Genomic DNA, 20,919 nt, shown 5'->3' on the forward strand with positions numbered 1-20,919 from the left:
CACCTCAGAAGAGTTTACTGGAATCGAGAAGGATAGTCACAGGACCATCGTTCACCAGATGAACGTGCATATGAGCTCTGAACTTCCCCGTTTCCACTTTCAAACCCTTTTCTCTGAGAAGTTCCACAAACCTCTCGTAAAGCGCTTTCCCTTTATCTGGAGGTGCGGCTTCTGTGAAAGAAGGCCGCTTTCCTCTTCTGCAATCTCCATAGAGGGTGAACTGTGAAACAACAAGGACTTCCCCGTTTATGTCTTTAACGGAGAGGTTCATCTTTCCATCTTCATCCTCGAAGATTCTAAGTCCAGAAACCTTGTCGGCCAGCCATTCGCAGTCCTCTTCTGTATCATCTTTTCCCACTCCAACAAAGACAAGAAGCCCTCTTTTTATGGCTCCCACCGTTTTTTCTTCGACAATCACCTTTGCCTCGCTGACTCTCTGCACAACTGCCCTCATTGCACCACCCTTTCCGCGTCCAGAACGTATCTGTAGGATCTGAGCCTATCGAGAAGACCGGAGAGCTCGGTGGTGTTGGATATTTTTATATGAATTTGCACAACAGGTGGTTCTTCTGATTTCAGAGTCTTCATGGCCACAAATTCCGCACCGAGGTTCGTTATTCGATCTATCAAACTCGGAAGGTTTTTTTCCGAGTCAAGGACCACCCTTATGTGTGCATCGAACATTTCTGAAGTTTCAAGGTTCCATTCAGCTGAGAATATTCGGTCCTGTGACATGTTCTTCAGGTTTCTACAATCCCTTCTGTGTATGGTCATGCCTCTTTTACTGACAACGGCCACTATGGGATCGCCCATGATCGGATGACAACATTTCGCAATGTGGAACTCTATACTGTCTATTCCATCTACCTTCACAAGATTCTGCATCTTCACCTTTTTCTTTGTGGAACGCTTTTTCACAACGATCTTTTTTCCCAGAATCGCTTCTATGAGATCTTGTGTGGTAATACTACCTTCTCCGATTCTCATGAAGAAATCCTTTTCCTGGTACGTGTTCAAATACTTTTTGATTCCTTCCGTTTGCATCACTTCTTCGAAGGATTTTCCGAGCTTTCGGCAGATCTTTCTGAGAACTTCTTTTCCTCTTTCTACGAGTTCGGGCGCGAGTTTTTCCTTCAGAAACCTTCTGATTTTTGCTCGCGCGCTGTGGGTTTTGGCGTACTTCAACCAGTCAACACTTGGACCTGGAGAGTTCTTGTTGACGATTATTTCAACAACATCTCCGTTTCTCAGCTGATAGTCGATAGGAACGATCTTTCCGTTCACCTTTGCTCCACTGTAGTGATGCCCTATCTCTGTATGTATCGCGTACGCGAAGTCAATTGGTGTGGAACCCTTGGGAAGGTGGATGATATCTCCTTTCGGGGTGAAAACAAAAACTTCATCCATCTGGAGCTCTTTCTTGATATCCTCAAATTCGGTGAATCCCTGGGCAAGTTCTTTTCTCCAATCGAGGAGTCTTTCTATCCATTCTTTCGCTGTTTTCAGGTCAGGTTTTTCCTTGTATATCCAGTGAGCAATCAAACCGTACTCTGCTTCTCTGTGCATCTCCTCGTCTCTTATCTGTATCTCAAGAGGCTCACCGTAACCCGTTATCACAGCTGTGTGGAGTGAACGATAGCCGTTCGATTTCGGTGCAGCGATGTAGTCTTTGAACCTTCCCGGAAGTGGTTTCCAGATGTTGTGAACGATCCCCAGGACGGTGTAGCAGGTGGTCACGTCTTTCACTATCACTCTCAGAGCGATCAAATCGTAGATTTCTTCGAATTTTTTTTCTTTTTCCTTCATTTTCTTCCATATGCTGTAATAGTGTTTGTACCTTCCCTCCACAATTGCTTTTATCTTGTGCTCTTCCAAAGCACTTTTGAGAAGGGAGATGTATTCATTGGTTCTCTTTTCTCTCTCTTTTCTCTTCTCAGCGACGAGTTCCTTTATCTTGTAGTACTCCTCCGGGTACAGCACCTTGAAAGCCAGGTCTTCGAGTTCAGACTTTATCGAGTAGATTCCGAGCTTATGAGCCAGAGGTGCGTAGATCTCGAGGGTTTCGTAGGCTTTGTACCTCTTCTTTTCCTGATCCTGAACATAGTGAATGGTGCGCATGTTGTGAAGACGATCGGCGAGTTTTACAAATATAACTCTCATGTCCTCCGCCATTGCAAGAAACATTTTCTGTATGGTTTCTATCTTTTTTCGAGAGTCTTGATCGCTCCCGATCGGTGCGTTTATATTGCTGACTTTTGTGACACCATCCACGATCCTGGCCACTTCAGGCCCAAACTCTTTTTTTATTTGATCAAGGCTGACATTTTCACCGTCTTCAACAACATCGTGCAGAAGAGCCGCAACCAGAGTCGTCACATCGACTCCCAGAGCCGCAAGGATTTTTGCGACCTCAACGGGATGGGTTATGAAGGGTTCTCCAGAAAATCTCTTCTGACCTTCATGAACGATTCGAGCAAACTCATAAGCCTTTGTGAGGAGTTTTTTCTCCTCTCTTGTGAAGCTCTTTTTTCTGAGACTTTCCAGGTCTCTAATTACTTCTCTCGCTTCTGTCTCAATCTCTGTTCGATTGATCACAATTTCACCACCGAATTCACTCTCTGTGAAGAAAATTATAACATGGGAGAGGAGCGTAAGCCGGATTCTGTCGTGGGCGGTCATCAATCTGGGGTGTGCGTTACCACACACCTCGAGCGGCCAACCCGGGGGAATAGGGGGAGCGACCCAACCCCCTGCTCGGCCTTGCTCCAGGTGGGGGTTGCCAAGCCGCCGGGTTGCCCCGACGCTGGTGGGCTCTTACCCCACCGTTCCACCCTTGCCCTAAGCGGGCGGTTTTCTTCTCTATGGCCCTGTCCGAGGGTCACCCCTCCCGGGCGTTACCCGGCACCCTGCTCCAGAGTCCGGACTTTCCTCGGGAAGCGCGAGTGTGCGCCCCCGCGACCGCCTGCTCCTCTCCCTGTTCAATTAGACTTTCCCGGTTTCATCACCGTTCCGGTAAAAAGCGCTACCAGAACGAGTATTCCTCCTAAAAGCTGAAGGAAAGACATACGCTCTCCAAGGAGGAGAAATGAAAGCACAAGAGAAACAAAGGGTTGAGTCATGTAAACGAGTGCTGTCGTGTTGTTTCCCACTTCCTTTTGATACCTCATCTGCCAGAGGATTCCAAGTGTTGTAGCGAATACTCCGCTGTAGATTCCCACAGAAATCGTTCCAAGATTGAAATGCCACCTTTCGTTCAATCCAAAGAGAAAATTGACGACCCCAACGGTCACAAACTGCCAGAAAAGCATGTTCTTTTCTTCTTCGAATCTGGAAAATCTGGTTATGAGAACCACGTGCAGCGCAAACAGAACCGCACAGAAGAACTGAAAGAGATCTCCCGGCGTGATTCCCGATACACCACCCGTGAGCAAATAGAGCCCCAGAAATCCTGAAATAAAAGAGAGAAAATGAGTTTTCTTCAACTTCTCCTTTTCAAGAAGAAACGCGAACAAAGGCACAAGAAACACAAAACTCGAAACGATGAAACCGCTTTTTGCGGCGCTTGTGAATTTCAATCCCCAGAGTTGAAACATGTACGCTCCACAGAGAACCAGCCCCAGCAGGAAACTCTTCACGAACCTGCCGGGCCCGAACACAAAAAGCGAAAGTAAAGCAGAGCTTCCAAATCTCACGGTGTTATAAACAAAAGGAGAAACACCTCCAAGAACGAGTTTCTGAAGCGGAAAAGTTGAACCCTGAAGAATTGCCGTTAGAATGAGAAACGCAAGGGCTTTATTTTCCCGCCACATCCAGAACCTCCACCAGAACGCTCGGTGTTATCGTGTGTTGAGACACTTTCACATCGTTTCCAACAAGAGAAATCCTCTTCAAGAGATCGAGGAAGTTACCCGATATGGTGATGTCTTCCACACCGTGTGCGATCTCTCCGTTCTCCACCCAGTATCCCTTCGCAAACAGTGAAAATTCCCCAGATATAGAATTCGCTCCCGCGTGCATTCCCTCAACTTCCGTGATAGCGACTCCTCTGTTCATCTCCTTCAAAAGTTCTTCAAAAGACATCTCGCCCGGAATCAGCATGAGATTGACTGGATTTATTCCTCCTGTGAATCCATTTCCCGTTGGTTTCACTCCCTCTTTTCTGGCCGTTTTCAAGTTGTGAAGGAATGTTTTCAACACGCCGTTCTCCAACACGAACTTCTCAGTTGTGGGAACTCCTTCATCGTCGAAGGGAGTGCTGGAAAGTCCCTTGGGATGGTAAGGCAGATCCTTTATTGAAACAACAGGATTTCCCACCTGCTCTCCAAGTTTTCCTTTGAGTGGCGAGAGGTTTTTCTGTACGTTCTCAGCCGAGATCATGGGTATGAACATCTCCATGAGATCGAGCAGCGCTGTGTTTCTCATCAACACAGGATACTTCCCGGATGGTATCGTTTTTGAACCGATGAGAGAAATCGCCTCTTCTGCGGCTCTTTTCCCTATTTCCTCTGGATCCAGATCCTCCGGTGTCCTCGCCAGTTCGTACCAGGAACCAGATCGTGGATTGGTGTCTCTTGCAATTGCCATGACGAAAAGAAAACCTCCATCCATCTGACTTTCAGCGTTCAAGCCCAGTGTGTTGGTGATGATCTTCTTCATTAACATATCCCTGTACATGACTATCGGTACCATAACGACGTGTTCGTTTTTCGCAGCACTCTCGTGAGCCCTCTTGGCCATACCCATTTTCTCTTTGACGGAGAGTTTTTCGAATTTCCCAACGTACGTTTCCATTTCTCTGTACTCTTCCCCACCCTCAAAGAAGTATTCTTTCTCTTCACTGTCTTTGATCTGCAGATTGCTCAGTGCTTCTTCGAAACACTTTTCTGGATCTTTCAGAACCTGTGTTCTGAACGCTCCTGTTTTTCCATCCTTCAGCACTTTTATCTCCACGTTGAATTTTCCCGCGTCCGTGTACTGATCGAGGTCACCGTTTGCGAGACGGAGAGAAAATTCCTTAGTTTCCAGAAAGCTTATCTGAGCCTCAACTCCATTTTTCTTTGCAAGAGAGAACAATCTATCTTTGAATTCTTCGAAAGTCATTTGTTTCGCCCCCCTACTACGATCTCCTTAACTCTTATCGTGGGCTGTCCCACATCCGCCGGAACGGATCCAGAGAACGAACCACACATTCCCTGATCGCGCGCCAAATCGTTCCCTACCATGTCGATCTTCTGAATGATCTCGTGTCCCTTGCCTATCAATGTGGCACCCCTCGCCGGCTTCGTAATCCTTCCTTTCTCTATGAGATACGCTTCAGAAACCGCGAAGTTGAACTCCCCGGTGGCCGGATTGACCGATCCACCTCCCATGGTTTTCGCGTAGAGGCCGTACTCGGTAGCCGAAATGATTTCTTCCGGGTGGTAGTCGCCAGGGAGAATGAACGTGTTGCTCATCCTTGAAGTGGGTGGGAAGGTGTAATCCTGTCTTCTACCACTTCCCGTACTCTTCATCCCCATTCTCCTCGCACCGAGCCTGTCCACAAGGTAGCCAACGAGAATTCCTTTGTCTATGAGCAGTGTTCTCTGTGTGGGAGTTCCCTCGTCGTCCACGTTAGCGGAACCCCAGCCGTTTGGAATGGTGGCGTCGTCCACCGCGGAAACACATTCCGCAGCCACCTTTTGTCCGAGCTTTCCTGCGAAAACGGAAGCCCCCTTCGCCACAGACGTCGCTTCAAGACCATGTCCAACCGCTTCGTGGAAAATGACTCCTCCGAAACCGTTGGCTATCACAACCGTCATCTTTCCAGCTGGAGCGGGCTCTGCCTCAACCATCCTCGCTGCTATCCTCGCCGCCTTCTTTGCCGCTTCTTCCACATCTATTCTGTCGAAGAATTCGAAACCCATTCCTGCCCCGGGGCCGTAGAAACCCCTTTCGAGCACTCCGTCCTTTTCCGCCACTGCGTTTATCATCAAACGGGTCCTCACACGTCTGTCCTCAGCCCAAATTCCTTCTGAATTTGCAACCAGAATCTCCTGATCGTAGTCCCAGTACCAGACCACCACCTGTTTTATGAGTTCGGAGTAATTCTTCGCCGCGTGGTAAGCCCTTTTCATGACAGACACTCTGTCCGTTTTTTCCACCTGAGTCGGTGAGATGAGTACCACGTGTCTTTCACTTTTCTTCGTTCTGTTGAAATTGAACGTGAGATCTTCGATTTTTGTCTCCTCGAGTGCTTCTCCCACCTTCTTTGCAACGTTTATCAGGTTCTCTCTCGAAAGATCGTTCGTGTAGGCATAAACGGCTTTTGTTCCGAGAAAACCTCTTATTCCCACTCCAACGATCTCGCCACTCGTTGCCTGCTCGATTTTTCCATCTTTCAGCTCGTATCGATTCTCGTATTTTCTCTCAAAGAACAGCTCAGCAAAGTCTCCTCCGTTCTTCAAAACAGCTGCAATAACGTCCCTGATAACGCTTTCGTTGAGCACCTTGATCCCTCCTTTCTTTACTAACCATTATACTACTTTCCAAATTCGGAGTGCTAACTACTTCAACGCCTTCAACCGGTGTAAAATAAGATCGATGGGAGGTGGATAACATGAGAAGATTTTTACCGGTTCTTTTTCTGCTGATTACAGGCATCGTATTGGCGGACAATTACGTCCTGATCGTTTATTCGGAACCACTTTCTCAGGTTTTCATAAACGGAAACTACGTGGGAACGGTCGACGTGACCGGTCAGATGATACTCACATTGAATTCTTCCGGAAAATTCACCATAACGGTGAGAAAAAGCTGGTACATCCCGTTTGAAAGTGAAATCATCGTCTCATCTCCGGGAGAATTCGTTATATTCGCGAATCTGAAAGAAGCGGGAGCTCTGAGAGTCTTCTCGAACGTGTACCCTGTTGAGGTCTTCGCTGAAGGTATGTACCTGGGAAATATTCGCAGTGTCAAAGATACACTCTACGTACCGGTCGGTACAGTGACGCTCACATTCAAAGCACCGGGATACAAGGAAGAAACGGTGACCGTCCAGGTAAAACCAAGGAGTGAGAATACAATCAACATATATCTGGAAGAGAAGGCGCTCGCACTCGACTTGAAAGTGGAACCTGAGAGATTCTCACCGAACGGTGACTGGTACAACGATAAAACCACGTTCTATGTTTACCTCTCCAAACCCGCAGACCTGAGTGTGGAGGTCCTGAACAACAGAGGAGAAACCATCTGGTTCAAGCAACTGAAAGGCTCTGAGGGAACGAACAGGTTGATCTGGGACGGAAAAGGTGCACCAGACGGCAGATACAGGGTGAGAGCAACTGCCTCGACTGACGATGAGATACAATCCGTAGAAAAAGAAGTGATCGTGGACAGAAGCGAATACACCTACTTCAAAGAACTGTTTATCGGTTCGATCCTCGCACTGATGGTTCTTCTGATCCTCGTTCATTAACCTCTGAGTACTACAAAGTAAACGTACACAGAGTAGACAATGAGGAAAATTGCCCCTTCGAAGCGTGAAATTCTCCTTCTGGAAACAGCAAAAATGAGGAGAAGAGTCGACGTTATGAAAAGAAACCAGAGATCCACAGAGTAGTCGACATCCACGGTCAATCTTCCGAAGAACGAGCTCACTCCCAGTATGAAAAGAATGTTGAAGACGTTGCTTCCTACGATGTTTCCAACGAGGATGTCACTCTCCTTTTTCGCCGCCGAGACGATACTTACCATAAGTTCCGGTAGAGAAGTTCCAACAGCTATCACAGTCAGACCTATAAACGCCTGAGAGAGACCGAAAGTCTCGGCTATTTTCACCGCGTTCTCTATGGTAAGGTCTCCGCCGAGCCAGAGAGCGAGAACTCCACCTGCGATCATTAAAAGACTGGTCGCAACACTCTTCTGTGGTTTTATCTCTTCCAGTTCCTCTTCCACCACTTCCTTCGCTGAAGTGATCAGGTAATACATGAAGATTACCATGAAAGAAAGAAATACAACTCCATCGTGCCAGGAAAGATAGTGATTTTTCAGAAACAAACTGATTAAAGAGATGGTAACCAGAATCATGAACGGAATCTCAGATCTCACAGTGCTTCTCTTCACCGGTACGGATTGAAGAATGGCAGCAAGCCCAAGGCAGAGACCAATATTTGCTATGTTGCTCCCAACCACGTTGGAAATCGCTATACTGGAATATCCCTTACTGGCGGAAACAAGAGAAGAAACAAGTTCGGGAAGAGATGTTCCAAAAGCGACAACTGAAAGCCCCACGATCAACTTTGAAATTCCCAGTGTCAGTGCCAGCGACGACGCTCCCGTAACGAGCCAGTTCGCGCCGATCACAAGAATCGCTATTCCTAGAGCTGTCAGAAGAAAAGACACAGCCTCATCACTCCCCTATGATCTTGACGAGGACTCTCTTTGGCCTCATGCCATCGAACTCACCGTAGAAAACCTGCTCCCACGGTCCCAGATCCATCTTTCCATCGGTGATGGCTATGACCACCTCTCTTCCCATGATTGTACGCTTGAGATGAGCGTCCGCGTTGTCTTCTCCAGTGTCGTTGTGTCTGTACTGAGAGTACGGTTTCTCCGGGGCGAGTTTTTCGAGCCACACCTCGAAATCGTGGTGAAGACCTGGTTCATCGTCGTTTATAAAGACACTCGCGGTTATGTGCATGGCGTTGCAGAGAAGGAGGCCTTCTTTTATGCCGCTTTCTCTAACACACTCCTCCAGAAGTGGTGTTATGTTGATGAACTCTCTTCTCCTCTTCGTGTGGAACCAGAGTTCTTTTCTGTAACTCTTCATTCCTCATCCTCCTCCACCAACACAAAGTCTATCTCACCCCTGATCTTGTCCGCTCTCATCACTTTTACCCTGAGAACATCTCCCAGCCTGAAGACCCTTCCCTTTCGCTTTCCGATGAGCATGTTTCTTGTTTCGTCGTAGTAGTAGTAGTCGTCCAGTGTCGATATGTGAACAAGGCCGGAGATGCTCTTTTCAGGGATCTCCACAAACAGTCCAAATTTGGTGATGTTCGTCACAACAACGTTGAATATCTCTCCTATGTGGTGAGCTATGTATTCCACCTTCTTCATAGCCACAAGGTCCCACTCTGCTTCGTCCGCGACTCTTTCTCTTCGACTACAGTGTCTCGCGATCTTTGGAAGCACTTTGGAGAATTTTTCGATCTGCTCGGGAGTGAAATACCCGTTCTGTTCAAGGTAGAGTTTCAAAAGTCTGTGAACGACCAGATCAGGATACCTTCTTATGGGTGAGGTGAAATGCGTATAGGCGTAAGAAGCGAGCCCAAAATGACCAATGTTCACGGCCGAGTACATCGCTCTCTTCATGGATCTGACGAGGAGTCTCTCCACACTACTTCTCAAAGGATGATCTTTAACCTTCTCCAGAAGCTTCTGGAGCATTCCCGGATGTATATTCTGTGGGAAATTCGTTCTTATTCCCATCGCTTCAAGATAGTTCCTCAACTGGAAAATGGTCTCGGGATCGGGCTCCTCGTGTACACGATACATGAAAGGAAGTCCAGCGTGATCGAATATCTCGGCCACCGTCTCGTTCGCTCTGATCATGAATTCCTCTATCAATTTCTCCGCCACACCTCTTTTTCTTGGAACGATATCCATCACCTGACCGTTCTCATCCAGTATGACTTTCACCTCGTCACTTTCTATATCCAGAATGGCTCCACGCTTTCTTCGTGCTTCTCTCAATATCTCCGCAAGTTCCACCGCGTTGTATATGAGCTCTTTGAACGGTTCGTACTCCTTCATCGAAGAGGGATCCTCCAGAAATTCGTTCACCCTCTCGTAGATCATCCTCTTTTTGCTCTTTATCACACTCGGATAGACATCGTATCTCACGACCCGTCCATCTCTGTCTATCTCCATCTCCACACTCATGGTGAGTCTGTCTTTTCCTTCCACGAGACTGCAGATACCGTTGGACAGTCTGAAGGGAAGCATTGGAATCACGGTATCTATGAGATACACACTCGTTCCCCTCTTGAAGGCTTCCTGATCCAGTGCGGAACCTTCTTTCACGTAATGTGAAACGTCCGCTATGTGAACTCCAAGGAGGTAATTTCCGTTCGGAAGTTTTTCCACAGAGATGGCATCGTCGAAGTCCTTCGCATCTTCACCATCTATAGTGACGATGACCTTGTCTCTCAAGTCTTTCCTGCCGGCAAGATCTTTCTTTCTCACCCTGGCCGGTATCGCGTTTGCCTCTCTTATGACCTCTTCCGGGAATTCACCCGGTTCTGGAAGATCGTGTTTCACTATGACACTTGGAAGGTCGATGGAAGGATCGTCGAGATCACCGAGCACTTTCACAACCTTCGCCTCTGGGTTCTTTCCGGGAGAAGGATATTTCAGGATCTCTGCTATCACTTTCTGGTTGGGTTTCGCACCGTCGATGTTCTCGGGTGCCACGTAGAAATCGTACGATATCTTCGGGTCATCCGGCACAACAAATCCAAAGGTTCCTTTGTGATCAAAAACACCGACAACCCTCGTGAGACCACGTTCGAGAACTTTTACAACCCTACCTCTTGGAAGGCCCCTCCAGGTCCCTGATATCTCAACAACTACCCTGTCTTTATGCATGGCGTACTTCGTGTCTTCAATGGGAACGGCGATTTCTTCAAACTCGTCCGTTATGACAAAGGCTACGTAGCCGCTTCGCGTGAATTCGATCGTTCCTACTTTGAGATCTTCACCGAGTTTTCTGTATCTTCCCCTGCTGTCTCTGAAGATCCTTCCTTCTTTTTCCAGTTTTTTCACAACTTCTCTCACTTTTCTTCTCTCTTCTCTTGTCTTTGCCCTGAACTTTTTGTAGAGTTCTTTCAACACCATGGGTTTGTAATCATCTGAAAGTATGAATCTTTCAACATCTCCCTTTTTTATTGAACTCATGCACTCACCTTCTCTTATTTTGTCCTGAAGAGTCTGTCGCCCGCATCTCCAAGACCAGGAATGATGTAACCGTGATCGTTGAGGCGCTCGTCTAATGCCGCAACGTAGATTTTAACATCTTTGTATTTTCTTTCCACCGCTTCCACTCCCTCTGGAGCCGCGATCAGAGCCACCAGTGTGATCTTCTTCGCCCCGTTCTCTTTCAAAATCTCAATGGCCTTTACTGAAGAAACACCCGTTGCCAGCATGGGATCCAATAGGAACACTTCTTTATCATCGTTGAGAGAAGGCAGTTTGGCATAGTATTCCACTGCCTGAAGTGTTTCTGGATCTCTGTATATTCCTATGTGTCCCACAGACGCGTTTGGAAGTAATTCAAGAATACCATCCGCCATCACAAGACCGGCTCTGAGAATAGGAACCACCACGATATCCTTATCGTTTATACGGTATCCGATCGTTTTCGTTATGGGAGTTTCCACCTCTACTTCCTCGCACTTCAAATGTCTCGTGGCTTCGTACGCGAGGAGGAGGGTTATCTCTCTGAGCAGTTCTCTGAACTCCTTCGGACCGGTGTTCTTGTCTCTCATGATCGTGAGTTTGTGCTTTATGAGGGGATGGTCAACTACAACGAGATTCTTCATATTTCCACCCCTTCGATCTTGTCTCGGTACAGAGGGAATCTCTCACAGAGTTCCATTACCCTCTTTGAAACCTCTTCCCTCACCTCTGGTTTCACCGTTCCGTTTTCATCGGTCACGTTCGAAAGAACCAGGTCTATCATCTCGGCGATCTCTTCCATCTCTTCTTCCTTCATCCCGCGGGTTGTAACAGCGGGTGTTCCTATTCTGATACCGCTCGCCACAAACGGCGATCTCTTTTCGTTGGGAATGGTGTTTTTGTTCACCGTGATTCCGCAGCTTTCCAGAGCCTTCTCTGCGGCTTTACCAGTTATGTCTTTTGGTGTGAGATCCACCAGGAACAGGTGTGTATCGGTTCCTCCAGAAACGATTCTGTAACCTCGTTTCTGGAACTCTTCAGCCATCTTTTTAGCATTTTTGACTACCTGTTTCTGATATTCTTTGAACTCCTCCGTCATGGCTTCCTTGAAACAGACGGCTTTCGCCGCTATGACGTGCATGAGAGGCCCGCCCTGAATACCGGGGAATATGGTTTTATCCACGGCTTTGGCGATCTCTGGATCGTTCGTGAGGATCAAGCCACCCCTGGGACCCCTGAGAGTCTTGTGAGTGGTGGAAGTCACCACATGGGCGTACTCCAAAGGATTCGGATGAATTCCCGCCGCGACGAGTCCGGCGAAGTGAGCCATATCCACCATCAGGTACGCTCCAACCTCATCGGCGATCTCTCTGAATCTCTTGAAGTCGATGATTCTGGCGTAAGCGCTTCCACCCGCAACGATTATCTTCGGCTTGTGTTCCAGAGCGAGTCTTCTGACTTCGTCGTAATCTATCGTTTCCGTTTCCAGATTGACTCCGTAGGGTACCACCTTGAAGATCTTCCCTGAGAAATTCACCGGTGCTCCATGGGTGAGATGGCCCCCGTGTGACAGGGACATTCCCATGATCGTGTCTCCGGGTTGGGCGAGTGCCAGATAAACCGCCATGTTCGCCTGAGATCCGGAGTGTGGCTGAACGTTTGCAAATTTAGCACCAAACAACTTCTTTGCCCTCTCTATGGCGAGTTCTTCTGCTCGATCCACCCACTCGCAACCACCGTAGTACCTCTTCTTCGGGTATCCTTCTGCGTACTTGTTGGTGAGCATGCTTCCCATGGTCTCTATGACAGCGAGTGACGCGAAGTTCTCAGAGGCGATCAGCTCCAGACCGTACTCTTGGCGCTTCAACTCGCCCACAAGAACCTCGTATATCTCGGGATCAACCTGTTTTACATGTTTCCACACGAAAAATCACCTCACTTGACAGTGTATTCTGTCCCCGAAGGGGTATCCTTCAAAACGATTCCAATCTCTCTGAGGTGATCTCTTATTCGATCAGAAAGATCGTATCTTTTCTCCTTCCTCAGGACATCTCTCACTTCTATCAGCAGTTTGAGTAGTTCTTCTGAGGAAACTTCTTTTTTCTCTTCGTTGAGATCGAAAAGTCCCAGAACGGGTCCAAACTCTCTTCTGATCAGGTGATAGTACAGAAGGGCATTTTCACGGTCGTTGTCATCCATCGCCTTGCTGAGGTTTCTTGCAAGTTCAAAAATCAACGACACCGCCACCGGTGTGTTGAAATCGTCGTCAAGGGCTTCCACAAAACGACTCACGTACTCCTCATAGATGGTGTTTCTCTTGGGTATTCCGGTTTCTCCAGATTTTTCATATCGCCCAAGAATCTCCCAGACGCGTCTGACCGCCCTTGAGTAATCCTGAAGAAGATCTTCAGAGAAGTCCATCGGTGACCTGTAGTGTTTCGAGAGAATCATGTATCTCAAACCGTCTCTACCGTACTTTTTCACGGCTTCACGGACGGTGAAGATGTTTCCTGTCGATTTGCTCATCTTATCACCAAGGAACCTGACCATGCCGTTGTGCATCCAGTATCTCGCGAAAACTTTACCGGTCAGGGCTTCGGTCTGGGCTTTCTCGTTCTCGTGGTGCGGAAACACGAGATCTTCCCCACCCGCGTGTATATCGAAACTCTCTCCCAGGATTTTCACGGACATAACCGTACACTCTATGTGCCATCCTGGTCTTCCTTCTCCCCAGGGGGACTTCCAGCAAGGTTCACCAGGTTTGGCTTTTTTCCAGAGCGAGAAATCGAGAGGAAACTTCTTCGTTTCGTCTACCTCGACTCTGGCACCCGCGATGAGATCATCTATTTTCTTTTTAGAGAGTTCACCGTATTTTTCAAACTTTCTCACATCGAAATAGACACCCGTTTCCGTTTGATACGCAAAACCTTTTTCTACGAGTCTCTCTATTATCTCAACAATATCATCAACGAAATCGGTGGTCCTGGGGTGAAAATTCGCCGGTCTTATACCGAGGGCATGAGCATCTCTCCAGTACTCGGCTATGAAGGTATCCGCCACGGTTTGGTAGTCGACACCGAGCTGATTCGCCTTGTTTATGATCTTGTCGTCTATATCCGTAAAATTTTGAACCATTATGACCCTGTATCCCCTGTATTCGAGATACCTTCTGAACACATCGAATACCACTGCGGGTCTCGCGTTTCCCACGTGGATGAGGTCGTACACGGTGGGTCCACACACGTACATCCTCACAACACCAGGTTGAATAGGCACAAATTCTTCTTTTTTTCCTGTCATGGTGTTGGTTATTCTCATCGATGCACCTCCAGCTTTCATATGTTTATATTGCTGATCTCCACCAGTTCCTCCGAAGTGAGAACCTCTTCTATGTTCAAAATGATCACGATATCGTCACGGACCTTTGCAAACCCGAGAATGTAGCTCTTCCCTTTTCCTGCGAGATTCTGAGGAGGTTGTTCGATATCGCTCTCTGTAAGCGTCAGAACCTCGCTCACGTCGTCCACCAAGAAACCGATCAGCGTGTCTTTCACCATCGAAACAATGATCTTCGCCTTCTTCTTGTCATCTATATCTGGCATCTTGAACTTCTTTCTGAGATTCACCACCGGAATGATTCTCCCTCTGAGGTTCATGACTCCCTCTATGTACTCCGCCGTCTCTGGAACGGGAACGATCCTTTCCACTTCGACTATGCTCTCCACTTTCATGATGTCCACGCCGAACACTTGGTTTCCCAGCTTGAACGTCACCACCTTCAGTTCCATCTCCATCCCCCCTCACACGATTTTCATGAGTATCTGACCCGTTTCTATGTTGTCTCCCTCTTTCACAAGGATCTCTTTTACTGTCCCAGAAAACTCGGACTGAAGCTCGTTTTCCATCTTCATAGCTTCAAAAACGAGTAGTTTATCTCCCACGCTCACTTTTTGACCCTCTTTTACGAGTACCTTCAGAACGATCCCGGCCATAGGGGCCTTAACCAGTTTTTCTTCCTCCGAAGATTCTTCTCTTTCTACCACAACCGGTTTTGGTTCTTCCTTAGGAATTTCCTGAACAACCCTCTGAGATACTTCTTTCAATGGTTTTGTCGATTCTTTTTTGCTAACGTTTCCTATCTCCTCTACTTCCACAATGTACTCCTTTCCGTTCACTACCACTCTGAACTTTCTGACCATCTTCTCCTCCTCCAGCCAGTTTTTCTCCATGCCTCGTATCCTCGTTTTTCTCTGCTTTTTTTCACAGAAACTATTCTGTAGTCACCTTCGATTATTTGTGAAAGCACCGCCGAGATAACCGCTATTATTTCTTCGTTCTCCCTTGAATACCTGATTTTCTTCTCTTCAACAACAGCGGGTCTCTCTTTTCCTGAGAAAAACTTCAAGACAATAGAGAATAAGTACAGAATAAGAAATACAAAAAATACCGTCACTATTCCGAACAGAAAGATGGTGATCATTACCTCACCTCACAGAGGGATGTTTCCATGCTTCTTCTTCGGTCTGTACTCAACTTTCGTCTCACAAACCTCAAGGGCTCTCATTATGTACTTCCTTGTCTCTCTCGGATCTATCACCATGTCCACGTATCCTCTACTCGCCGCTATATAAGGATTCGCGAACTGCTGTTTGTATTCTTCAATGAGCTTTCTTCTCGTTTCTTCGGGGTTGGAAGAAGCCTCTATTTCCTTCTTGAAGATAATATTCGCCGCTCCTTCAGGCCCCATGACCGCAATCTCGGCGGACGGCCAGGCAAGAACCATATCCGCTCCCAGGTGTTTGCTACCCATGGCGATGTACGCTCCTCCATAGGCCTTTCGAAGAATAACCGTAATCTTTGGAACCGTTGCCTCGCTGTATGCGTAGAGCATCTTCGCTCCGTGTCTTATGATGCCACCGTGCTCTTGAGCAACACCTGGGAGATAACCAGGGGTATCCACGAAGGTCAGAATAGGAATGTTGAAGGCGTCGAGGAATCTGATGAAACGTGCCGCCTTGTCTGAGGAATCGATATCCAGAACACCGGCGAACACGGAAGGCTGATTCGCCACTATTCCCACTGTTTTTCCCTGAATCCTGGCAAAGCCTATGACGATGTTCTTCGCAAAGTACGGCTGAACTTCGAAGAACTCTCCGTGATCCACGACCCTTTTGATGACTTCCCTCACATCGTACCCTTTGTTCGGATTGTCCGGAAGGATATCGAGAATGTCCTCTGGAGTTTCCAGACTGGTATCGGGATCTTCAACGGGTGGTTCTTCGGCGTTGTTGGAGGGAAGGTACGAGAGGAGTGTCCTCACCAGAGACATAGCCTTTTCGTCGTTGTCTGCCAGAAAGTGAGCGTTCCCACTCTTTTGATTGTGAACCATGGCCCCTCCCAGATCCTCCTGGGAGATCTCTTCACCCGTTACCGCTTTTATCACGTTCGGCCCCGTTATGAACATCCTGGCGGTCTGGTCTACCATCACGATGAAATCGGTGAGTGCGGGCGAATAAACAGCGCCACCAGCACAAGGACCGGCTATCACGGTGATCTGTGGTACCACACCGGAAGCGAGGGTGTTTCTTAGAAATATCTCGCCGTAACCGGCGAGTGCATCCACACCTTCCTGAATTCGTGCGCCTCCAGAATCGTTTATGCCAATCACTGGTATTCCCATCTTGAGGGCCAGATCGAGGAGTTTTACGATCTTTTTCGCGTGCATTTCTCCCAGTGAGCCGCCCATCACCGTGAAATCCTGAGAAAAAACGGCGACTTTTCTTCCGTTTATCTCACCAACACCCGTAATGACTCCGTCCCTTGGAAGTTTCACCTTGTCGAGTCCAAAGTACGTGTTTCTGTGTTCCACAAATTTGTCGATTTCCACGAACGTTCCAGGATCGAGGAGCAGTTCTAATCTTTCCCAGGCAGTGAGTTTTCCAGACTCATGCTGTTTTTCTACTTTCTCAGGACCGCCACCTTGTTCAATCTCCTTCTCGATTTTCTTCAATTCTTCGATCTTATCCCTCAGACTCATCTTATCCCTCCGTTTCTAATGATGCCAGGACTTCCTTCAGTATCTCCTCTTCATCTCTTGTATCTCCATCGAGTTTTCTCATGAGAATCTTCTCGAGAACCTCTCCAATTATTTTACCGGATGTTATCCCTTTTCTGATGAGATACTCCCCGTTTATCTTTTCGAGCTTCGTGTTCTTTATCTTCAGAAGATAGGATTTGAACAACTCTTCTTTCTCACCGCTGAGATACGCCAGGAAGTGACAGATCGTCTCGCTCGAGACTCCCTTCACAAGAGGATAAACAAAAGAAACAGGAACCCTTTCCGAAAGCATCTCCAGAAGAGCGGGTGCACTCTTTTCCACGTGTCTGATTTCGTTTATCAGGTTTCGGCGAAGAGAATATCTATCTCTCACTTCTTTCCAGCTCTCATCGTCGTAGAACTCGAGAAACACGTGGAGCGCTGCGTAGAATTTGTCAACTTCTCCGAAGTTCTCCTCCACCCACGGAATGTTTCTGAAGAGATTTTCCATCTTTCCGTCCATGGAAGGGGTGTAATAGGTTTTTGGGAACAGATGTTTTATCACATCGAATTGCGCCATCCTCCTGATTGACTTCAGAGGGTTTTTCTCTTCGAGTATTTTCTCCAATTCCTGTCTGAGGCGTGGACCAGTTGTTCGCTCAAGGTATCCTTCTTCAACAGCCTGTTTCAGGAGCCTCTCTGTTGTTTCTTCGATTCTGAAGTCAAAACGTTGTTCAAAACGAACGGCACGCAGAATCCTTGTGGGATCGTCTACAAAACTCAGGGTGTGAAGGACCCGTATTACTCCTTCTTTCAGATCCCTGTATCCCCCAAAGAAATCGATCAGCAGTCCGAAATCTTTCGAGTTAAGCTTTATAGCCATCGCGTTTATCGTGAAATCTCTCCTGTAGAGATCTTTCTTTATCGTACTCATCTCCACATCGGGGAGCTTAGCGGGTGATTCGTAGTACTCCAACCTCGCCGTTGCGATGTCTATTCTGAGACCTCCCTTCAAAAAAAGAGAAGCGGTCATGAATTTATCGTGTTTCACCATCTTTCCGGGCAAAAAACGACCGGCGTATTCGGCAAATTCCAGAGCGTTTCCCTCAACAACGATGTCTATATCGAGATTCTCTATGCCGAGGAGAAGATCACGAACGAAGCCCCCCACGACATAAACGGGCATGTTCACCTCATCACCGAACTTCCCGAGAAGTCTGAAAAGATTCAAGATCTTCGGATCTACCCGTTCTACGAGGAGCTTTGAAACATCTCTGAATATCTGTCCGTTCGCCTGAAACACCGGCATCACGTATTTTTTGAAGGGTTTCCCGAATATCGCCCTCAGAACGTCACTTCTCGTTACGATGCCCACGAGAATGCCGTTCTCCAGTATAGGAATTCGTCCGATGGCGTGTTCCACCATGAGTTCTCTCAACCTGGTCACAGGAGTATCAGGAGTCGCCACCACCAGGTTCGTCGACATGATGGACTTCACAGGCCTGTCACCCAGACCATGGTTCATCGCCTTCTCAACTGCTTTCTTCGTAACAATACCTATCAGCCTGTTCCCCTCAACAACTGGAAATCCACTGTGTCCGGTTTGCTTCATCAATCTATCCACTTCTCCTATCGTCATGTCAGAGAGGACCACCTTCACGGGAGAGGACATGATATCTCTTGCGCGAAGGAGAGGAACCACATGATCGTGGAGTTTATTCAAAACCTCTTTCAGAACCTCGTCGATCTCTTTTCCGGTGATAGTTGCGGAGGCTGCCCTCGTGTGCCCGCCTCCTCCGAGGTCTCTCATGAAAGAGCCGAGATCCACGTCGGGTGAACCGGTTCTTCCAATAACGTAGATCTTTTTCCCCATCTTCACAATCGCTATGAAGGTTTCCTTTCCCAGCATCTCCCAGACCTTACTCACAATCAGCCCCAATCCTCCCACAAAGTCCTCGCACTCCATCACTGAAATGGTTATCGGGACACCGTTCACTTCATAGTCACGAGCGTTCTCTATCAGTTCGTCCAGCAGTTCCATCTGCTTAGGAGTGAGCTCTTCTCTTGTGTAAAGTGCCACTTCATCGAGATTTGCACCGTTTTCCAGAAGAAACTTCGCTATCTCCAGATCCCGCGGTGTGGTTGAAGAAAAGAGTAGATTTCCCGTGTCGTCGTAGAGAGCGATCATGAAGAGAGTGGTTTCGGTGGGATCCAGTGGTATATTTTTATCTCGAATGAGCTCAACGAGTATCGTTATCGTGGCTCCCACCTTCGATACTATTCCATCGTATGGACTTTCATCCACATGGTGATCGTAAACTGTTATCTTCGCTCCTTGACTTTTCTCTCTGATATTCTCTGGAATCCGATCCGGAGAAGGTGTGTCGACGATCACGAGTTCTGTGACCTCGCCTTCAAACTCGTGATCCCAGATGAATTCAAAGTGATCCAAATAGACTTTGAGGAAATCGGAGAGATTCCTCGCCGGATTGGAAGGCAGAACTATGATGTGGTCATCAAACAGCTTCTTCGCCGCGACACAGGAAGCGAAGGCATCGAAATCGGGTGATCTGTGTGTGGTGATGACTCTCATTCACTCCACCTCTAAGGTTACAGTCACAGAACTCGCTTCCATTGTATCTTCTTCAAGATCCATTGTCACTTTCTCTGCCTCCATCTCCAGATCTTTTTCTTTATCCTTCAACCTCACACTGTGGAGGAGCTCTATGATACCGTCTTTTCTTCTGTAAACCACCTCTTCGGAACTTACCTCAACTGAACCTTTCAGAATCCTCACCTCTCCAACTCCATGAAAAACGTCTTTTTCAAGATCGAAGGTGATTTGTTCGCACTCTATATAGATCGTTTCCGTGCTGGTCTTATCGATGAACTCACCTTCCACACTCCCTGTGATGGTTCCCACTCTGGTCTCCACATCGTAAATGAGACTGTCTCCTTTCAGTTTCCCGTCTTCAAGGGTCACAGTCACAGATGAACTCGCTTCTGTTATTCTCCACTTTCCACTCAGTTTTTTCACGATCAAACTCTCGGCAGTTAGAGTGAATTTCTCTTCTTCGATCTTGAGAACAACGTTTCCGGAATACTCTATCCTTTCATCGGAAGGTTTCACAAAATCCGCCTTTATGTGAATCGTTTTCGAAAATGCGAGAAGACTCACAAGGATGAAGAATGTGATCAACGATTTTTTCACACAAACACCTCCTCGAAGAATCTGGGAAACTCTTCGTAAGCGCGTCTCGTTGTAGAAACCGGCGAAAGGGAAGAGCACGATATCCTCAAACACTTAGCTTTTTTTGTTCTTTCTCTCTCCAGATGCTTTGTTCTTGCTGTTGTCGATAAAAACAGGTACTCGAGTGCGTTTCTTGGAGAATGCGTTTCTTTTTCTATATCGAACAGGACCATAAGTTCTCCTTCGGGAACTCCCGTGATCCAAGTGATGGGGACGTACCTGTCTTCGTACGGACGGTAGAGTATCGGAAAGGAAAGAGAAATCTTGAGCGCTTTTCTCAGATCGTCACCCTCTTTGAAGACCACTTCCTTTCCTTCGAAAAGATCGAAAGCCCAGATTTCAAGACCTCCTGGGATTTTCTGCGCAGGGAACAGCGAATCTATGTACCTGTACAGGCGCTCGTGATTTCGAACACCGTTCAACGTGTCACCGATTCTCATCAGTATCCGAAGAGCATCGAGCATAGAAATCTGGTCTATACCATTCGTGAAGAATGGATCGAGAAGTTTCTCAATGTTCTTCCATTCCTTCACCAAGATGGAGTATGTCCTGTTAGCAGATCTTGTGAGGAAAAAAAGAGCGCAGGGAATAGAAGAAATCCCACAGCACCTCGCTGTGAAATCGACTTTCGAATCTTTTAAAAATTTCAGCACTCCTGTAACTCCCAGATAAGCACCGCTGTCCCCACCGAACGCGA

The 20,919-nt window shown here is 47.4% G+C and carries 20 protein-coding genes and 1 other RNA gene; 2 read left to right on the forward strand and 19 right to left on the reverse strand.

Features of this window, described 5'->3' with window-relative positions:
• Positions 1-4 precede the first annotated feature (4 nt).
• The 6 genes from dtd to MC24_RS07795 all read right to left on the reverse strand — a co-directional run bounded on the left by dtd (position 5) and on the right by MC24_RS07795 (position 6,485).
• Complete coding sequence (dtd, locus tag MC24_RS07775; RefSeq protein WP_011942882.1) at positions 5-454, reverse strand: D-aminoacyl-tRNA deacylase; 450 nt, start codon at positions 452-454, stop codon at positions 5-7.
• Positions 451-2,595 carry a RelA/SpoT family protein gene (locus MC24_RS07780; RefSeq protein ID WP_038054752.1) on the reverse strand — a complete coding sequence of 715 codons (2,145 nt, stop codon included), beginning with the start codon at positions 2,593-2,595 and terminating at the stop codon, positions 451-453. Before MC24_RS07780 ends, dtd begins: the two co-directional genes overlap by 4 nt.
• Before the next feature lie 41 nt (positions 2,596-2,636).
• Positions 2,637-2,974, reverse strand: an RNA gene (gene rnpB, locus MC24_RS09335) — RNase P RNA component class A.
• 4 nt (positions 2,975-2,978) lie between these two features.
• Entirely contained in the window at positions 2,979-3,809 is an 831-nt protein-coding gene (locus MC24_RS07785; protein ID WP_038054276.1) for a DMT family transporter, read from the reverse strand.
• On the reverse strand, positions 3,793-5,100 hold the full coding sequence (locus MC24_RS07790) for a TldD/PmbA family protein (protein ID WP_038054278.1): 1,308 nt from the start codon (positions 5,098-5,100) through the stop codon (positions 3,793-3,795). The genes MC24_RS07785 and MC24_RS07790 overlap by 17 nt, the downstream gene beginning before the upstream one ends.
• Entirely contained in the window at positions 5,097-6,485 is a 1,389-nt protein-coding gene (locus tag MC24_RS07795) for a TldD/PmbA family protein (protein ID WP_038054280.1), read from the reverse strand. Before MC24_RS07795 ends, MC24_RS07790 begins: the two co-directional genes overlap by 4 nt.
• A 110-nt stretch (positions 6,486-6,595) precedes the next feature.
• On the opposite strand from MC24_RS07795, the gene MC24_RS07800 reads away from it, so the two are divergent.
• Complete coding sequence (locus MC24_RS07800; protein WP_038054283.1) at positions 6,596-7,453, forward strand: FlgD immunoglobulin-like domain containing protein; 858 nt, start codon at positions 6,596-6,598, stop codon at positions 7,451-7,453.
• Here MC24_RS07800 and MC24_RS07805 read toward each other — a convergent pair.
• Genes MC24_RS07805 through MC24_RS07865 form a run of 13 tightly spaced genes read right to left on the reverse strand, consistent with a single transcriptional unit; the run spans position 7,450 to position 20,755 of the window.
• On the reverse strand, positions 7,450-8,379 hold the full coding sequence (locus MC24_RS07805) for a calcium/sodium antiporter (RefSeq protein WP_038054285.1): 930 nt from the start codon (positions 8,377-8,379) through the stop codon (positions 7,450-7,452). The genes MC24_RS07800 and MC24_RS07805 overlap by 4 nt on opposite strands.
• Before the next feature lie 7 nt (positions 8,380-8,386).
• Complete coding sequence (locus tag MC24_RS07810) at positions 8,387-8,806, reverse strand: secondary thiamine-phosphate synthase enzyme YjbQ (protein ID WP_012310389.1); 420 nt, start codon at positions 8,804-8,806, stop codon at positions 8,387-8,389.
• On the reverse strand, positions 8,803-10,935 hold the full coding sequence (rnr, locus tag MC24_RS07815; protein ID WP_038054288.1) for a ribonuclease R: 2,133 nt from the start codon (positions 10,933-10,935) through the stop codon (positions 8,803-8,805). The genes MC24_RS07810 and rnr overlap by 4 nt, the downstream gene beginning before the upstream one ends.
• A 14-nt stretch (positions 10,936-10,949) precedes the next feature.
• Complete coding sequence (upp, locus tag MC24_RS07820) at positions 10,950-11,579, reverse strand: uracil phosphoribosyltransferase (protein ID WP_038054291.1); 630 nt, start codon at positions 11,577-11,579, stop codon at positions 10,950-10,952.
• Positions 11,576-12,859 carry a serine hydroxymethyltransferase gene (glyA, locus tag MC24_RS07825; protein ID WP_038054293.1) on the reverse strand — a complete coding sequence of 428 codons (1,284 nt, stop codon included), beginning with the start codon at positions 12,857-12,859 and terminating at the stop codon, positions 11,576-11,578. The genes upp and glyA overlap by 4 nt, the downstream gene beginning before the upstream one ends.
• An 11-nt stretch (positions 12,860-12,870) precedes the next feature.
• Entirely contained in the window at positions 12,871-14,253 is a 1,383-nt protein-coding gene (cysS, locus tag MC24_RS07830; protein ID WP_038054295.1) for a cysteine--tRNA ligase, read from the reverse strand.
• Positions 14,254-14,270: 17 nt separating this feature from the next.
• Complete coding sequence (locus MC24_RS07835) at positions 14,271-14,723, reverse strand: chemotaxis protein CheW (RefSeq protein ID WP_038054297.1); 453 nt, start codon at positions 14,721-14,723, stop codon at positions 14,271-14,273.
• Between the two features lie 12 nt (positions 14,724-14,735).
• On the reverse strand, positions 14,736-15,134 hold the full coding sequence (locus MC24_RS07840; protein WP_011942895.1) for a biotin/lipoyl-containing protein: 399 nt from the start codon (positions 15,132-15,134) through the stop codon (positions 14,736-14,738).
• Positions 15,110-15,415, reverse strand: a complete 306-nt coding sequence (locus tag MC24_RS07845; protein WP_038054300.1) for an OadG family protein — start codon at positions 15,413-15,415, stop codon at positions 15,110-15,112. Before MC24_RS07845 ends, MC24_RS07840 begins: the two co-directional genes overlap by 25 nt.
• 9 nt (positions 15,416-15,424) lie before the next feature.
• Positions 15,425-16,972, reverse strand: a complete 1,548-nt coding sequence (locus MC24_RS07850; RefSeq protein WP_038054303.1) for an acyl-CoA carboxylase subunit beta — start codon at positions 16,970-16,972, stop codon at positions 15,425-15,427.
• 1 nt (position 16,973) lies between these two features.
• A complete protein-coding gene (locus MC24_RS07855) occupies positions 16,974-19,565 on the reverse strand; it encodes a CBS domain-containing protein (RefSeq protein WP_038054305.1) in 2,592 nt (863 codons plus the stop codon).
• Positions 19,566-20,183 (reverse strand): hypothetical protein, encoded by a 618-nt coding sequence (locus tag MC24_RS07860; RefSeq protein ID WP_038054308.1) that lies wholly within the window; start codon positions 20,181-20,183, stop codon positions 19,566-19,568. It lies immediately after the preceding gene.
• Positions 20,180-20,755 carry a hypothetical protein gene (locus MC24_RS07865; protein ID WP_235280353.1) on the reverse strand — a complete coding sequence of 192 codons (576 nt, stop codon included), beginning with the start codon at positions 20,753-20,755 and terminating at the stop codon, positions 20,180-20,182. The genes MC24_RS07860 and MC24_RS07865 overlap by 4 nt, the downstream gene beginning before the upstream one ends.
• Positions 20,756-20,759: 4 nt before the next feature.
• On the opposite strand from MC24_RS07865, the gene MC24_RS09990 reads away from it, so the two are divergent.
• Positions 20,760-20,894, forward strand: a complete 135-nt coding sequence (locus MC24_RS09990) for a hypothetical protein (RefSeq protein ID WP_268745485.1) — start codon at positions 20,760-20,762, stop codon at positions 20,892-20,894.
• The last annotated feature ends 25 nt before the right edge of the window (positions 20,895-20,919 follow it).

Origin of the sequence: Thermotoga sp. Mc24, from assembly GCF_000784835.1 — a bacterium.
In the GTDB taxonomy this organism is placed as follows: domain Bacteria; phylum Thermotogota; class Thermotogae; order Thermotogales; family Thermotogaceae; genus Thermotoga.

Excerpts from the sequence above, each read along its gene's own strand:
- dtd (WP_011942882.1), bottom strand. The coding sequence starts at position 454 with ATGAGGGCAGTTGTGCAGAGAGTCAGCGAGGCAAAGGTGATTGTCGAA.
- MC24_RS07785 (WP_038054276.1), bottom strand. The coding sequence starts at position 3,809 with ATGTGGCGGGAAAATAAAGCCCTTGCGTTTCTCATTCTAACGGCAATT.
- MC24_RS07790 (WP_038054278.1), bottom strand. The coding sequence starts at position 5,100 with ATGACTTTCGAAGAATTCAAAGATAGATTGTTCTCTCTTGCAAAGAAA.
- MC24_RS07800 (WP_038054283.1), top strand. The coding sequence starts at position 6,596 with ATGAGAAGATTTTTACCGGTTCTTTTTCTGCTGATTACAGGCATCGTA.
- MC24_RS07810 (WP_012310389.1), bottom strand. The coding sequence starts at position 8,806 with ATGAAGAGTTACAGAAAAGAACTCTGGTTCCACACGAAGAGGAGAAGA.
- rnr (WP_038054288.1), bottom strand. The coding sequence starts at position 10,935 with ATGAGTTCAATAAAAAAGGGAGATGTTGAAAGATTCATACTTTCAGAT.
- upp (WP_038054291.1), bottom strand. The coding sequence starts at position 11,579 with ATGAAGAATCTCGTTGTAGTTGACCATCCCCTCATAAAGCACAAACTC.
- cysS (WP_038054295.1), bottom strand. The coding sequence starts at position 14,253 with ATGAGAATAACCAACACCATGACAGGAAAAAAAGAAGAATTTGTGCCT.
- MC24_RS07835 (WP_038054297.1), bottom strand. The coding sequence starts at position 14,723 with ATGGAACTGAAGGTGGTGACGTTCAAGCTGGGAAACCAAGTGTTCGGC.
- MC24_RS07840 (WP_011942895.1), bottom strand. The coding sequence starts at position 15,134 with ATGGTCAGAAAGTTCAGAGTGGTAGTGAACGGAAAGGAGTACATTGTG.
- MC24_RS07845 (WP_038054300.1), bottom strand. The coding sequence starts at position 15,415 with ATGATCACCATCTTTCTGTTCGGAATAGTGACGGTATTTTTTGTATTT.
- MC24_RS07850 (WP_038054303.1), bottom strand. The coding sequence starts at position 16,972 with ATGAGTCTGAGGGATAAGATCGAAGAATTGAAGAAAATCGAGAAGGAG.
- MC24_RS07855 (WP_038054305.1), bottom strand. The coding sequence starts at position 19,565 with ATGAGAGTCATCACCACACACAGATCACCCGATTTCGATGCCTTCGCT.
- MC24_RS09990 (WP_268745485.1), top strand. The coding sequence starts at position 20,760 with ATGGAGTATGTCCTGTTAGCAGATCTTGTGAGGAAAAAAAGAGCGCAG.